This window comes from Ornithinibacillus bavariensis (assembly GCF_050433565.1).
Taxonomy (GTDB): domain Bacteria; phylum Bacillota; class Bacilli; order Bacillales; family Amphibacillaceae; genus Ornithinibacillus; species Ornithinibacillus bavariensis.
On record NZ_JBNPWZ010000005.1, the window covers coordinates 1 to 15,840 of the forward strand.

The window sequence follows — 15,840 nt, forward strand, 5'->3', positions numbered from 1 at the left end:
GATACTATGGATACTTTGGCAATAAAAAAACGCTTCCATCTAAGTCCCGAGGATATGTTAGACTTTATTATTGACGGAGAAAAAGACAGTCGTGATTTTTTGGAAACTCTAAACGAAATAGAACGTCTATCTCAAACAACCTTCGAGTTTGATTTGTCACCTTATTTATCTACATTTGATTCGCAACCTATTGCATTAGATTACACAGGTAAACCAATAGAAGTAACAGGATATGCAAAGTCTATTGGGGAAACGACTAAATTTTATTTTACAGAGACTATTGATTATGGTATACATGATGGCTATTTGTCTGTAAAACAAGTTGGTACAGAATCGGGAGTACCTATTCATCGTAAATTAATAGAAAAAGGAAAACCAGCATACGAGATGCGTGACTATCCGTTTGTATTATTTCCGGTAGGCTCCTACACCACAAAAGAATATCAACAATCATTAGCAGCAAGTCCATTAGGGATATACCAACAGGCCCCTGTAACAACTGAGAAAGGGCAAGTAGTGCATGAAATAGCTGTTGCTGGAAGTTTTATTGCCTCACCAGCGCATGGAATAATACAAATTGAAGATGCCGAACTAATTAAAGGAAATGCACCAATTGATGCTATTCGGATCAAAGTCGCCGGTATTTCATCATATGATGATTCCGCAGAGCGAAAGATTTTAGATGTCGTTGAACAATTGTATCAACTAGGCGATTTTCAAATTGATATTGTTGCCGGGGCATCCCCTGAAACGATGAACATGGATGTAGAATCCATCGGTATGGTAAAACAACAGTGGACAAGTTTAGGTGCAGCAACAACTATCTCTGAAGGATGGACTTTATCCAATTTTATTATTACCGCTTTGTTCATTATCGTAGGAGGACTCTACATGTTAAATCGTATCTTATTCTGGAGAGAAACGAGACAAGAGGAAAGCGAACTTTTATTTGATATCGGTTGGAGTAAAAGACACATCACTCAATTCTATTTAATAGAAATAGGGTTATTAACTTTTGCTGCAGTAACAATTTCCTTATGTATAATAGGGGGATTGATTTCAGCACATTTTTTAGATATCGAATCACTATTTTTTTTCATCAGTAGCACTTTACTGTTTTTAATTATTCTTATAGCAAGGATTACTATACCGATTAAAAATAAATTAAAAATTCAGCAAGGTGCACCAGGAAAAACGATGTTACTTAGAAATATATATTATTATCGTAAGTTTATTGGAATAACCTTCCTACAACTAGCAATGGTTACTTTTTTAGTAATATTTATTATTACATCCATTTTTGCAACGATGGAGTTGACTGGAAAAACAAATTTAGGTGAATTTATTAATAGCTCTATTTATTTTATATTACTCTTAGTTGTACTAGTCTCAATAGGGCTTACTATGATTACGGTGTTTGAAAGCAATTCATCATTTCTGACCTTACGAAATACAGAATTGCGTATATTAAAAGATATAGGCTGGGCACGAAAGGACATTCAATTGTTATGTATGAAGGAATCAGCTATATGGACGTTTTTGGGTATTCTACTAGGAGCTTCCGCGAGTCTAGGTATTCTAGTTATATTGTTTGATATTAAACCAGTTATGTTTATTATATCTATAGTAATTGTTGTAATTATTTATTGTATTGTGTTGTGTTTGACGTATATTGTTACATTTTTCCAAACCAATAAAATCTAATCTTATCTTCACAATCCTGTTTTATAGCTTTAGATGATTAAATTGCATTACAGCTAATTTCATTTATGCTATCCTTTTATTATCCGTATTTGTCGGGAATTTTTATTCTTAATACATAGATAAAAATGTGTCTCAAGAACAAAGGAAATAATGAAGCAAATCAGAATTTATTTGCCTCAGTTATCAAGATTTATAAAATCACAACTGAATGGTAAGGGTGGTTAGTGGTTTAGGTACAACATTGAATGGAAATCTGAGCATCCTATTTGAACATTTAGCAAAGCAGTACGTTCAAATATTAAATGTCTTAACAAGTGAAAAAGCATAAATCATTTTTTATATTAGGGGGATTTTTCGAATTTATGAGAGGAATTTTATTAGATACCTTATTAGCAACCCTAGGGTACTAAGCAGGATGAAATTTTATTAGATTCTTACTAAAATACATAAGATAGAAGACATCAATTTCAAAGGGGAAGAATTTATGATAAGAAGGCTTTTTATTAGCTTTTTGATAGTTTTTATTTTGAGCGCATGCTCTCATGAAGAAAATATTCATGATTCAGATGATGCAGAAAATGATATTCTCTCTACGGAGGACGTAAAGGTTCCGAGTGGGATTTTTACCTCCGAAAAACAAAATAGTGTAATTGACGAAGAAGAAATTAGATTAAGCATTAAGACCTACCTTGACAGCCATGAAGAATTAGATCAAGCTAGTATTCCATTTCAAGAGATTATATATGAAGGAAAGGAATTAAATAAAAATGAATTAGAGAAGTTAGCCAAAATTACTAAGCTTACAATAGAAAATGATGAGAACTTTGCTAACTATATTATAAATAATACTTTACCTGATGATTACAAAGAAGAATCTGAAAGAATTAGCAATTATATTACAGCTTACAATGATATTCTTTATGAGCTAGGTGATATCCTCACTGATGTTACAGATAGCGCAACAAAAGGGGAAATTCCAAAAATTAATATAGGATCTATAATGAATAAAATGGAAGTGGTGAATGGGAGAGAACAGAAAAAAATCGAGGAATTTCTTGATAAGAAAAATATTAAGACTAAAGCATTTGGACGGGAAGATTTAGAAAAAGAGTGATTGGGTCGAACTTATTAAGATTGACACGTAAGGGTAACCGAATTTTTAATGATACACCTTTTTTAAGCATTTTTGGCTACTGCTATTTAGTAAATATCATCCTATTTTTCACACAATCATCTTGATTCCAACATTATTTTCTGTTATCATTAACTAGTCTGAAATGAACTAATACATGCAAGTAATGCAAGTTTTGATAGTTTGGAGGGAAAAACATGCGCGTAAACATCACTTTAGCTTGTACTGAAACAGGAGATCGTAACTACATTACGACTAAAAATAAGCGTACAAATCCTGAGCGTATTGAGCTTATGAAATATTGTCCACGTCTTAAAAAACACACTTTACACCGTGAAACAAAATAATTATGGTATTGTACTAAAAAGCTTGCTCTTGAACTTTGGATAGAGCAAGCTTTTTTCTACATTTCCGCGTGTTAGGAGGACAAGCAGTGACCAAACAAGCTATTCGTAAAGGGATTATTGGGACTTTACAAAAGCTTTCTGATACCGAAAAAAAAAGAATAGAACAGAAGCTATATGAACATCTATTTCAATCTGCCATTTGGAAAAATGCAAGCACGATTGGAATCACGATATCACGAGGATTTGAATGGGATACGAGACCGGTTATTGAAGAAGGCTGGAAACAAGGAAAAACGATTGCTGTACCAAAATGTTATCCAGATGAGAAAAAACTTGTTTTTTACCGATTACATAGCTTTAATGAACTGGAGACTGTATACTACAACCTGTTAGAGCCAAAACCAGAAGAACAAAATAGATTAGATGAAAATCAGATTGATCTTATTATTGTCCCTGGAGTTGTTTTTAATCAAAATGGTTATCGAATTGGGTTTGGTGGGGGCTATTATGACCGATTTTTATCAAACTATAAAGGAAATACAGTTTCATTAATCAGTGAGCAGCAACTTGTAGAAGAATTACCCATCGAAAAGCACGATATTCCGGTTCAGCACCTAATAACGGAATCGGGCTTTTTGAAAAAGTGACTTCGCATATTTTCATCTAGAATGAAAAGACTAATAACAGATTACACACAAGGAAGGGATGTTATTAGATGCGAGTGTTTATCGTTTTGACTGCCATTGCAGCTACTATCACGATGATTTATAAATGGCGTTACAAGCTAATGAATGCGATGCTTGCAGTTAGCTTTTTACGAAGAATAGCAGTTAGTCTTACCATGAGAATGCCATCGATTAGAAAAGATATTCTTCCAAGTATGTTTAAGGAAGAGACGACCACACAATCATAAAGAAGTATTATGGCTACCATTTGAAATTTATTGGTAGTCATTTTTTGTTTCTATAAAAAATAATAATTTTCATTCCGCTTTAATCAGATACTTTAGATAATTTTCTATGTTAAAATTTAATTAACGAAGAATGGAACCAACAGGAGGAAGTATAGAAACATGTCTACCCAAATCACAGATTCTGTAACTTTAGATTTTTACTCGGATAAATATAGGAGAAGATTATGCGACTATCATTTATCAAAGGAGCAAAGCCGTTATGCATACGTTCCATTAGAAGTATTAGAAACGTGTAAAGAGGATGACTTAAGATACCCCGTTGTCATTCTATATAATGGTGAGCCAGCGGGCTTTTTTGTTCTCCATGGATGGGAAGGGGTTCAGACTTATAGTGATAATCGAGATGCTATCTTATTAAGAAGTTATTCTGTTAATTCGAGGTTCCAGGGAAAAGGAATTGCAAAAGAATCCTTATATGCATTAGATTCGTTCGTGAAAAAGTATTTTCCTGAAAAGAAAGAGATTATTTTAGCGGTAAATCATCAAAATACGATTGCCCAACATGTTTATAAACGAAGCGGGTTTATAGATAAGGGAGTAAGAAAGATGGGACCAAAGGGTGAGCTGTATATTTTACAAAAGGAGCTATGAGTTATGCAGACTTACTACATAATAAGGTGGTAAATAGTATGAATATTCTATGGGATTTCGATGGAACGTTATTTGATACATATCCAATGTATGCATCGATATTTTCTCTAGTATTAGGTGACAACACAGATGAAATAGAAATAATTAAACATTTAAAAGTATCATTTTCCCATGCGATTAACCATTATAAGCTTTCTAAACAACAAGTTTTGGACATGCATGACCTTGAAAAGGATTTATCACTTAATGAAATAATTCCTTTTGATGGAATCGAGGAGGTACTTAAGTTTGCAAATAAGAATGTGATTATGTCACATAAGGATAGAGACGGTGTTTTAGCCATTTTGCAGCATTATAATTGGGAGAAATATTTCACCGATTTGGTCACAATTTATGATGGATTCCCACGAAAACCAAATCCGGCAGCATATAACTATTTACATAGAAAACATCGTATTGATCTAGTAATTGGTGATAGGGAAATAGATATATTACCAGCTAAGGAGCTAGAAATTGCCACTTGTTTATTTAGAAATAAATATGATAAAGCAGACTATTATTTAGAAAATTATTCAGACTTTTTCAAAATCATAGCAAGATAAGTCTAATATGATAACAGAAGGGGGAAGCCTGTAGATTAGCATGGAGTATATTTCCAACAAACATTTTACTTTAGAAAAGATCACTCAAAATGTATATGCGGCAATTGCTAAAGAAGGTAGCGGTTCTGTAGCAAATGCGGGTTTTGTAGACTTAGGAGACAAAGTAATTGTATTCGATACGTTTAATACGCAACAGGCATCAGCAGATCTGAAAAATGCCGTAGAAAAAGTTACTGGGAAATCAGTAACTTCGGTAGTTAATAGCCATTGGCATGGGGATCATATACGAGGAAACCAGACGTTTAAAGGCAGTAATATCATTTCAAGTGAAACTACTTTTCAGATAATGAAAGAGAATCATCCTTTAAGGATTAAAAAGCAGAAGGAGGATATAGAAGGTTTATCAAACTATATTACATCCTTGGAAAAATCATTAAAAGAGAATCATGATGACAACATACAGAAGCAGATAAGCTTCCTGATCGAGTTAAAACAGTCTTTGCCAACACTGGAATTAGTTTTACCAAATCAGACTTTTCAAAGAGAACTACTTTTTTCAGGTTCTACATGTAGTGCGAAACTTTTTACCTTAGGCGGTGGACATTCTATTTGTGATTCTGTTCTTTATATCCCAGAGGATAAGATTATTTTTATGGGGGATTTATTATTTGTCAATTGTCATCCAACTATTTTTGAGGAGTCAAATGTCAATCAATGGATTGGTATTTTGAAAGAGATTGAACAACTGGACTTTGAAGTAGCGATTCCAGGTCATGGTACCGTGGGAAAGAAGAAAGATCTTACTAAACTAATAAACTATTTTAATGAACTAATAAGTGTAATTAGAGAAAATGATAGCATCGAAGAAATTGAGCTTCCTTCTAGGTATAGCAATTGGAGTTCACCAGAGGTCTATTTTCAAAACCTGAAAATTTTACATAAAAATAATAAAGAGGGGTGAAATACATAATGGAATCGATTAACTTTGTCGAACTTAAAGAAGAAAATCTCGAAAGTGAAGGATGCTATTGTCTCCGCAGCAAGCCCAATTCACACGGTTATAGTAATAAAAACAAGTGGCTTAAAAATCAGTTCCAAGAAGGGTTAAAGTATGTAAAAGTCATGGAGAATAATAAGCCTGCTGGGTTCATTGAATATACCCCTATTGAAAATTCTTCGAGGGTTGTTCATGGAGAGAATTATCTAGTCATTCATTGTCTTTGGGTGAATATTACAGGAAAAGGTTATGCCTCTCAATTGATAAAGAAATGCATTCAAGATGCAAAGAAACAAAATAAAGCTGGAGTTATTGTTATTACAAATCCAGATACATCATGGACTCCGAGTAAGGATATTTTTATTAAGAACAAATTTAAGGAAATTGCTCGTGCACCATATGGTTTTGAATTGCTCGTTTATAAGCTTGGAGAAGCATCAGATCCGTATTTTCCAAATGATTGGGAGGAACGCCTTCATATTTTTAATGATTTAACCATTCTTCGCACACCACAATGCCCATTTGTCGACGTGGCAACAGATAATGTGATGTCCGCTGCAAATAAGGTAGGGATAAAAGCGACAATCATTGATATACAGGATAGAGAAGAGTTACTTCGGATTTCACCAACTCCATATGGAATTTATGGAGTGGTTTATAAGGAAAAGTTAATTTCATATCATCGATTGACCGTACATTCTGCTTATAAGAAATTAAAGGAGCTTGTTTAAAATAGGTAATTATTTGAAATAGGACATATTGTTTTGGTGGGTGGTTCTTATAATGGATTTAATAATGTGTAAAGGATATTCAAAAGTTCGGGAGTCTATCTATTTCAACTCTAGATAAACTTCACAATGAAAGAAATTGAGAAAAGATTAAAAGTAAGTGTCAAGCATATTTCTAAACGGAATATGCTTTTTCTTTTAATTGATGGGAGAGGAGGTATTCGTGCTACGCTATGATTAGTGGGTAGAATTTTCAAATAAGCGCAACCAATCCCATTTTTAATCGACTGTATATATAGGGGGTGCAGTAATGGATTGGGAGGAATTATACCATCAATACAGTGATCATGTCTTTAAATTTATATACTTCATGGTGGGGAACAAAGGGATTGCAGAAGATTTAACACATGATACCTATGTCCGCGTGGAAAAGGCATTACCGAACTATCGTGGTGAGTCCAGCTACTACACATGGATAATATCCATAGCGAGAAATGTAACCAATGACTTTCTGAGGAGAAGTAAAAAGATACGATTTATTCCATTTGAAAATAATCTCCATGATTCGATAGGTGAGAAAGTAGAGGACCGTCTCATTCATGAGGAATCTACCTTAGAAGTGATGAGAATGATTCATAATTTAAAACTAAATTATCGGAATGTCATCATCTTAAGGAAGATACAAGAGCTTTCCGTTGAGGAAACTGCTGAGGCATTGGGTTGGTCTTCGAGTAAGGTTAAATCAACAACTTATCGAGCAATGGAGAAATTAAGAAAAGAATTACACTATCCTGATAATGGGGAGGAAGCGTGATGAATAAAGAACAATTAGACCAAACTCTTTCTGATTTAAATCGTTCCGTAGCTAGAAACTTAGAAGATAAAGAGAGAACATTAAGTAAGATTCGGTTAACAATTGATAATAAGATCCCTACTAATAAATATTTACTAAAACCTCCTATCGCCTTAATGATCAGTGCCGTTCTTTTCGTGATTATCTTTATATCCATTAATAATGGAGCTATTTTTCGAACAGCCCAAGAAAGCACGATAACAGATCCTTATACGGAAAGAAAGCTAGAAAAAGTGAACATGGAAGATGGTATGCTTGTTATAACCTATGGTAGTGATAATATGGAATGGGGAGATAATCCTTACAATTATTTATCGCGAGATATTGTAGTTGACCCAGGTTATTATGAAGTGGAAAAAATTCAAAGAGGCGATGTTGTATTCTATAACGAGCCTGAAGCCTATTTTAATTATGTGCAGGAAAAAGGTGTATATAGCGAAGATATTAACGATACTAAAATTGCTAGAATCATAGCTCTTCCTAGTGAAGAAATTAAAATAGTCAATGGTCAAATTTACATTAATAATAGGAAGCTAGATACATTTTACGGGAACGGAACGAATAATATTCGAAGCAATGATTACGAAGAAGAATACAATATGGAAACAATTAGAGTTCCAAAAGGACATATTTTTGTCTGTGGTGATCTCTGGTGGAGAGGATTAGACAGTAAGGAGTATGGTCCAATCCCGATGGAAAATATAATCGGAAAAGTAATGGGATATCAATAAACTTTTCTTTGGAGGTATATCATGAGATGTGGTGCTAAATGCTTTCTCATTCAGATGGAAGCGGATGGGAAGAAGCAAGTGAAGTCCGTTATAGCAAGAACTCCAGCTGAAGCTAGGAAGAGTTTTCGTAAAGAATATGGGGTTAAACCACAGATCTTATCTGTAAGAGAAAGCAAAAATGATAGGTTAAATAATACTCAATACAAATAGTTTAAAAATAGGGTACAATATAAGTTTTATAATCAAGTAATATGGGTGATTAAAATCGAGTGGCTGTAACAACAGAATGATCGGAAATTTTAAACCGCATAACGTGTGCTTGCCTTATCTTTTTCATGAAAGTATTCGCCCCACTGCCTGGGGCGAATATTCGATTTATAACAAGGATTAACATTTTTACTCCATATTCTTTCGACATACCTTTTCTTGAAAATCGTATCAATTTTATTATTCAACAAATTTCGCCATAATTTAGGAAATGACAAGCACCACTATACGTATAAGCATCATTTCAGTCACTATCTTTATAAAGGCATTTGTTTTTAGATTTTGGTATGATGTTAGGGGGAGGGGAATTGCTTGGAACGTAAAGAGTTGTATGATGCTTATAAGATGGCTTATGAATTATCCACAAATAATGGATTTGAAGTTTTATATTTGAATGATAAAGCGGAAGAAATCTGGTTGGAAAAGCTGGAGAATAAGGTATCCAAGCTTGTTCGGATTTCAACACTTGGCTTTGATTGGAAAAATCACTTGAAACGTGATATTGGAATTGTTTTTCAAAAGACGAAGGCAATGCAGAAGCTACTCCGTAGTAAAAATGTTGAAGTAAATAATATTTATATAACCCCTCATACACCAGTAGACAGCTGGGAAGAATTGAAAAAGCCAATGGTCATTCAGGATAAGCATCTAATTAAAATGAAGACCTTTTATATATCTGGAGAGGACGTTCTTTCTGAGGTTAACCGTTTGGAAGAGACGTTAGCTGTTTCACTACCAAACGAAAATGAAGAACAAACAGGGGAACAGCGAGAAGAAAGCATGCTTCGCTATAAAATGGAACTGCGTCGTACCATTGAGGAAAAAAGAAGAAAAGAACAGCATGTATTTTCCCATGGTAAACCAATCATTACGTATCTGTTGATTGTCATTAATGCAATTATGTTTTTATTATTAGAATTAAACGGCGGCAGTGAAAATACGAAGACACTTTTGGAGTTTGGGGCGAAGTATAACCCTGCTATTTTGGATGGTGAATGGTGGAGAATTTTTTCATCGATGTTCCTTCATATTGGTTTATTGCACTTTGCATCTAACATGTTGTTTTTATATTATTTCGGATCACTTGCAGAGAGAATTTATGGATCGACCCGCTTCTTTATTATTTATATCCTAGCTGGCATTGGTGGGGGAGTCACTAGTTTTGCTTTAATGACAAATCTATCTGCTGGGGCGTCAGGAGCATTATATGGATTGTTTGGAGCTTTCTTGTATTTTGGAATCATTTATAAACGGTTATTTTTCCAAACAATTGGTAAAGACATTCTTGTTCTACTTGCTCTTAATATAGGTCTTGGATTTATCCTACCTCAATTAGATTATACAGCACACTTAGGTGGATTAGTTGCTGGGTTTATTGCTGCAGCAATTGTACATCTTCCAAAAAAGAAAAAACCATTGATTCAGGTTATTTCATTCGTTGGCTATGTAGTATTAATTGTAGCCATGTTCCTATTTGGTGCCGATCATAACCAAGGGAATGCCACCTACCATTTAATGGATATTGAAAGACTTTTGGAGCAAGATCGTTATGAGGAAGTTGTTGCTAGTGCAACAAAAGGACTCGAAAAACCAGACGATTTAGAAGCAATCTTATTATTTCAACGTTCATATGCATTAATTAAGCTAGGTGAGGTGGAACAAGCGACAAAGGATTTGGAAAAATGTGTGGAAATCTTGGATAATCCAGAGGATCTTCCAGAGGCTTATTATAACCTAGCTATCCTATATAACAATGCTGGTGATGAACGTGCCAAAGAGCTTATTAGTAAGGCATATGAAGCAAATCCATCGAATGATGATATAGAGGAATTATATAAACTAATTACTGGGGATACGGTCGAATAAGTTTATAACTGAATAAATTTGAAACAAATTAATATAATAGTTTTTATCATAACCTAAGAAGGTAGTTAGAAAAGGTGATCAGATAATTGATCATCTTTTTTTCTTTTAGAATGGTCACTACAATTTACATGCTAATATGGTAATATTGGTTTATAGAAAATGTACAAGATAAAGGTTAAGTTCGTCCATAACATAGTGATAACAAAGGTAAAAAATGTAGTAATCCTCAATATTCTTTTACATGATAACTTGATTGCTAAGAGTAGAGCTTCTAGACTCCCTACGATGTATCAACCATACGATTCCCAAAAAATCTCTATATCCCAGTAAGAACAGGAGGTATTGATCGTTGAAACGTTTTTTGGTTCTTGTTGTACTCTTGGCTTCTATTGTCTTATTGGTACAGGTTATCAACAATCTTTCTGCAGAAGATGATTATACAATTGACGGTTATTTAATTAACAAAGGAAATAGTACTTATTTAATAGCAGATGAAAATTTTGATTTAGAAAAAGCTGAAATGCTGTCAAATAAGCAGCTTATAGTAGCGTATAGTGGCACTTATGTAATCGATACAAGTGGAAGAACAAAAAATGGCGATAAAGTCCGTATATGGTATAGCCCGAAAGAGATACAAGAAATGCATCCCGCTAGGTTAAAGGTTCTAAAATTGGAAAAAATTAACTAAAAATTAATGGATTACAGCGTTAATTATGGGTTTTTAAGCTGAAACAGTTAACTAATCCAACTGTAATTTTTGAATCAGTTTTTCCTTTCTCCCATTTATCTCATATACAACTAATAAGTGATCACCTTTTTTATCAAATAGAATTAATGGTACAAAGCTTTTTAATGAATCTTTGGACTCGATATTTGGGATAATATAATTTTTATATAAGCCTTCCCATAGTTGTCCAATTACTCTATCCGAATTTTCTTTATCCATATTAAGAAATGGTTTATCTTGTATGGTATAGAGATCGGTTAAAGGTATGCTTTCATAGTTTTGAATATCAATTTTGAAGTAAGTTAATAGACTTTGCCAATGGGATAAAAGTTTTTTCTTTGTTTCGAGTTCTACTAGCTTTTGCTGCTTGGACTTGATGTCAGAGTCTGTAAGTTTAAATATGGAGTTTTGACGGTATACGAAGAGATGATCTGCTGTAATCTTTTGTACACTATTTATGGTGTTATCTAAATGAATTTCTCCATAGTGAAAGGTAATGGCATCCCATCTGGCATCCTGATTATCTTTTAACCTTTCTGTATATTCGATCGTATCCGTATTCTCTCTCCATTTACTTCTCATACCTTTTAGCTCACCATTTGCATAAAGAAGTGAAACATCCTGTCGTAAATACATCGGTACCTCTGTAGTGGAGGAAACATCCCATTCAAGAATATAATTTTTAGTAGAATCATTTGGATTAACTTGTAAATGTGTAGTCGCATTTGTAAAGCTTGTCCCATAATCAATTGGGAAATAGGTAATCGTTGGTAGGCTATTCAAATCTTTAACAAAATAAATTCCAATTGCCGTTAGTAGTATGAGAAATACCACCACAGTTTTCTTTGGCATAATATTCATCCTTACTGGTTTTATCTAGTAAATTTATATGAAATACACTATAACTTTATGAATCTTTCTAATCCACAATTTACTTAGTGAAAATACTATAGGACTTTTGTATAATTTTGGTATAATACAGATTGGTGATAACATGAAAACATTTTATGATGTTCAACAAATATTAAAACGATTTGGTACTTTCATTTATACAGGAAATCGGCTCGCAGATATTGAATTAATGCGTAGCGAAATAAATGAGTTGTTCAAATCTGGTATGTTGGACCCAGAGGAATATAAATTTTCGATATTAATTTTGAGACAAGAAGAAAACAAGCTAAATTCTGAAAATAGGTGAAAATATCATGAATAAAAATGTGATTGTCGGAGTAGATATTGGAGGAACTACCGTAAAAATTGGTTTTATAAGTCTGAATGGAGACTTTAACCAAAAATGGGAAGTTGACACAGATACGTCAAATGGTGGAGCAAATATTCTAAAGAATATATGGGATTCCATTGTTGAAAAAGCAGCTTCTTTTTCGATTGAAATTAGTGAAATAGCCGGGATTGGCATAGGTGCACCTGGTTTCATTGATGGTGAGAAGGGGTATGTTTTTGATGCAGTAAATATTGGTTGGAAGGAGTATCCACTGGCAGCTGAACTATCCAAACTGTCCGGGCTCCCTGTCTATCTTGAAAATGATGCTAATATCGCTGTTTTAGGTGAAAACTGGCTAGGAGCTGGGGAAAACGCTGATAATGTTATCGCAATCACTCTTGGTACTGGAGTTGGTGGTGGTATCATTACAAATGGAAAGATAGTAAATGGAGTAAATGGAACAGCTGGTGAAATCGGGCATATAACGGTAGAGCCAGATGGATACCAATGTAATTGCGGACGTAAGGGCTGTCTGGAAACGATTGCATCTGCAACTGGAATCGCCCGACAAGCAATGAAAATTATTGAAAAAAAACCAGCCAGTAAATTAGCAGAAATTTATAACGTAACTCAAAAAATTACTTCAAAAGATATATTTGAGCTAGCCAAGTCAGGTGATGCCGATAGTAAGCAAATAATAGAGCATACAGCGGATATTATTGGACTCACCATTGCCAACTTAGCAATGACGTTAAATCCATCGAAGATATTAATTGGTGGAGGTGTTTCTAAAGCGGGTGAACAATTATTACAACCAATTAAAAATGCCTTTACAAAATATGCTTTGCCTCGTGTAAGTGAGGCATGTGAAATAAGGATTGCTGAACTTGGTAATGACGCAGGAATGATTGGTGCTGCTTACTTAGTGAAAAGTCATTTGTAGAAATATTTTCTTTTCTATTAAAAGTTTGTAATATTTTTGAAACCTTTTTGTATATTAAACCGTCTTAATTATTAAGGCGATTTTATGTTTGTACCATTTATGCCGTTACAGGCTTTGTTGTACTGCATATATATAAAAGCAGAAGTTTCTTAGGAGGATTTATTATGTTTGGTAAAGGATTTAGGCTTCCTTTATATGTAATTGCTACGTTATTATTTGGAATAAAAACCTATATTGTTTACCGTTTCTTATTTAGTCTCGAGATAGAGAATTCCATGCAGGAGTTTATCCTTTTCATTAATCCATTTGTATCAGCATTTTTAGTATTTGCTATCAGTGTATGGATTAAAAAGACATCGAGACAAGTGAAGTACTTAAGATATACAGCATTAATAGGAACATTAGTAATTTATGCTAATCTAGTTTTCTATCGATCTTTTTCCGATTTCATAACAATACCTCAATTATCACAAGGTGGAAATGCGGGAGATCTGGGATCTAGTATCTTATCTTTAATTAAAGTGTATGACATATTCCTATTTGCTGATGTAATCTTCATTTGGTATCTAGGCAAGAAACAGCAAGATCGAGTGTCAACGAAATATCCAAGAAGTGGAAAAGTATGTGCTTTTGCATTATCGTTAGCACTATTAGTTGGCAACTTTTTCTTGGCAGAAATGGAAAGACCACAATTATTTACACGTGCCTTTGATAGGGAGTATTTAGTTAAATATATTGGGTTATTTAACTATCATATCTACGATGCTTTCCTTCATTCGAAGGTGAAGACACAGCATGTTTTTGCGGATGGTAGTGAACTGCCAGCTATTAAAGAATACGTGAAAACTACTATTGACCAAAAAGGTGAATCTGATTTATTTGGTGTTGCCAAAGGAAAAAACGTCATTTTTATTTCTGCAGAGTCGCTACAGACCTTTGTCATTAATAACACCGTAAATGGTCAGGAGATCACACCGTTTTTAAATAGTTTAGTAGCAGATAAAGATACGTATTACTTTGAAAACTTTTACCATCAAACGGAACAAGGTAAAACATCTGACTCTGAGTTTTTAGTGGAAAATTCATTGTATCCTTTACCAAGGGGGGCAGTTTTTTACACACACGGTCAAAATAATTATCATGCATTTCCGGAAATCATAAAGGAAAATGGATATTACTCTGCGGTATTTCATGCGAATAATGATAGTTTTTACAATCGTGATCAGATGTATCCGAGCTTAGGTTTTGATTATTTTTATGACCAAGAAGCATATGAGGTAACAGATGATAATAAGATAGGCTGGGGACTTAAAGATAAGCCATTCTTTGAACAATCTATGAAATATCTACAATCCTTAGATCAGCCATTTTATGCGAAGTTCATTACGTTAACAAATCATTTTCCATTTGAATTAGATGATCAGGATAAATCAATTGATCGCTATGATTCGAACTCTAATACACTAAATAACTATTTCCCTACGGTTCGTTACATGGATGAAGCAATAGAACAGTTCTTTCAGCAATTAAAAGAAGCAGGCCTTTATGAAAATTCGATTATTGTTATTATGGGTGACCATTATGGAATTAGTTCAAATCATAATAAAGCGATGAGCATGTATCTTGATAAGGAACAAATAACACCTTATGATCATGTTCAACTACAACGTGTTCCATTGTTTATTCATATTCCGGGTCATGGAAAGGGCGAAGTACAATCAACGATTGCTGGTCAGATTGATGTGAAGCCGACACTACTGAGCCTTCTGGGTATAAAAGAAAATGATATATACTTCGGAAATGATTTGTTTAATGAAGACCATAAAGGCTATATTGCTTTAAGAAATGGCGATTTTATTACAAAAGATTATATTTATACAAATGAAACTTGCTACAACTTTGAAACTGGTGAAGCAGTAGAAGAAACAGAAGCAAGTGCTTGCACAGACTTAAGTCAGGTAATCGAGAAAGAACTAAGTTACTCCGATGATATTATATATGGTGACTTGTTCAGGTTTGTAGATTTCAAACAAGAGTGATAATATTTAATGCAAAATGACCATCAATATCGGGGGATATTGATGGTCATTTTGTTTTTTATGATTCCAGTAAAAAAATAGAATCACAGAAGTGGAAAAGTATTATGTGTTTGTTTTT

The 15,840-nt window shown here is 33.7% G+C and carries 18 protein-coding genes; 17 read left to right on the forward strand and 1 reads right to left on the reverse strand.

All coding sequences use genetic code 11. The annotated features are described in order from the left end of the window. The 14 genes from HNR27_RS10040 to HNR27_RS10105 all read left to right on the forward strand — a co-directional run. Positions 1-1,704, forward strand: a 1,704-nt coding sequence (locus HNR27_RS10040; RefSeq protein ID WP_429339646.1) for an FtsX-like permease family protein, incomplete at its 5' end; no start/stop codon positions are given. A gap of 484 nt (positions 1,705-2,188) precedes the next feature. Beyond that, on the forward strand, positions 2,189-2,818 hold the full coding sequence (locus HNR27_RS10045) for an NDxxF motif lipoprotein (protein ID WP_429339647.1): 630 nt from the start codon (positions 2,189-2,191) through the stop codon (positions 2,816-2,818). A 215-nt stretch (positions 2,819-3,033) separates the two neighbouring features. Further along, on the forward strand, positions 3,034-3,183 hold the full coding sequence (rpmG, locus tag HNR27_RS10050) for a 50S ribosomal protein L33 (protein WP_026681152.1): 150 nt from the start codon (positions 3,034-3,036) through the stop codon (positions 3,181-3,183). Between the two features lie 86 nt (positions 3,184-3,269). Beyond that, positions 3,270-3,830, forward strand: a complete 561-nt coding sequence (locus tag HNR27_RS10055; protein WP_212921019.1) for a 5-formyltetrahydrofolate cyclo-ligase — start codon at positions 3,270-3,272, stop codon at positions 3,828-3,830. Between the two features lie 68 nt (positions 3,831-3,898). Continuing rightward, positions 3,899-4,096, forward strand: coding sequence for a hypothetical protein (locus HNR27_RS10060; RefSeq protein WP_212921018.1), 198 nt, complete (start codon positions 3,899-3,901; stop codon positions 4,094-4,096). Between the two features lie 159 nt (positions 4,097-4,255). Next, a complete protein-coding gene (locus tag HNR27_RS10065) occupies positions 4,256-4,747 on the forward strand; it encodes a GNAT family N-acetyltransferase (RefSeq protein ID WP_429339648.1) in 492 nt (163 codons plus the stop codon). Positions 4,748-4,785: 38 nt separating this feature from the next. Next, complete coding sequence (locus HNR27_RS10070; RefSeq protein ID WP_429339649.1) at positions 4,786-5,349, forward strand: HAD-IA family hydrolase; 564 nt, start codon at positions 4,786-4,788, stop codon at positions 5,347-5,349. Between the two features lie 34 nt (positions 5,350-5,383). After that, complete coding sequence (locus HNR27_RS10075) at positions 5,384-6,310, forward strand: MBL fold metallo-hydrolase (RefSeq protein ID WP_429339810.1); 927 nt, start codon at positions 5,384-5,386, stop codon at positions 6,308-6,310. Between the two features lie 8 nt (positions 6,311-6,318). Beyond that, complete coding sequence (locus tag HNR27_RS10080) at positions 6,319-7,077, forward strand: GNAT family N-acetyltransferase (RefSeq protein WP_429339650.1); 759 nt, start codon at positions 6,319-6,321, stop codon at positions 7,075-7,077. A gap of 307 nt (positions 7,078-7,384) precedes the next feature. Beyond that, positions 7,385-7,888, forward strand: coding sequence for an RNA polymerase sigma factor (locus tag HNR27_RS10085; RefSeq protein WP_429339651.1), 504 nt, complete (start codon positions 7,385-7,387; stop codon positions 7,886-7,888). After that, complete coding sequence (gene lepB / locus HNR27_RS10090; RefSeq protein ID WP_429339652.1) at positions 7,888-8,658, forward strand: signal peptidase I; 771 nt, start codon at positions 7,888-7,890, stop codon at positions 8,656-8,658. Before HNR27_RS10085 ends, lepB begins: the two co-directional genes overlap by 1 nt. Before the next feature lie 21 nt (positions 8,659-8,679). Continuing rightward, entirely contained in the window at positions 8,680-8,868 is a 189-nt protein-coding gene (locus HNR27_RS10095) for a hypothetical protein (protein ID WP_212921012.1), read from the forward strand. A 369-nt stretch (positions 8,869-9,237) separates the two neighbouring features. Next, positions 9,238-10,791 carry a rhomboid family intramembrane serine protease gene (locus tag HNR27_RS10100; RefSeq protein WP_244853552.1) on the forward strand — a complete coding sequence of 518 codons (1,554 nt, stop codon included), beginning with the start codon at positions 9,238-9,240 and terminating at the stop codon, positions 10,789-10,791. A gap of 349 nt (positions 10,792-11,140) precedes the next feature. Then, entirely contained in the window at positions 11,141-11,479 is a 339-nt protein-coding gene (locus HNR27_RS10105) for a hypothetical protein (RefSeq protein ID WP_429339653.1), read from the forward strand. A 51-nt stretch (positions 11,480-11,530) separates the two neighbouring features. Here HNR27_RS10105 and HNR27_RS10110 read toward each other — a convergent pair whose 3' ends face one another. Then, positions 11,531-12,370: a hypothetical protein gene (locus HNR27_RS10110; protein ID WP_429339654.1), complete on the reverse strand. Its 840-nt coding sequence runs from the start codon at positions 12,368-12,370 to the stop codon at positions 11,531-11,533. A gap of 142 nt (positions 12,371-12,512) precedes the next feature. Here HNR27_RS10110 and HNR27_RS10115 point away from each other — a divergent pair, with 142 nt between their 5' ends. The 3 genes from HNR27_RS10115 to HNR27_RS10125 all read left to right on the forward strand — a co-directional run bounded on the left by HNR27_RS10115 (position 12,513) and on the right by HNR27_RS10125 (position 15,722). Beyond that, positions 12,513-12,716, forward strand: a complete 204-nt coding sequence (locus HNR27_RS10115) for a YqgQ family protein (protein ID WP_212921009.1) — start codon at positions 12,513-12,515, stop codon at positions 12,714-12,716. A gap of 7 nt (positions 12,717-12,723) precedes the next feature. Then, the gene (locus HNR27_RS10120) at positions 12,724-13,683 is read left to right on the forward strand and encodes an ROK family glucokinase (RefSeq protein WP_212921008.1); all 960 of its coding nucleotides are present in this window, start codon (positions 12,724-12,726) and stop codon (positions 13,681-13,683) included. A gap of 164 nt (positions 13,684-13,847) precedes the next feature. Beyond that, positions 13,848-15,722, forward strand: a complete 1,875-nt coding sequence (locus tag HNR27_RS10125) for an LTA synthase family protein (RefSeq protein ID WP_429339655.1) — start codon at positions 13,848-13,850, stop codon at positions 15,720-15,722. Positions 15,723-15,840 lie beyond the last annotated feature (118 nt).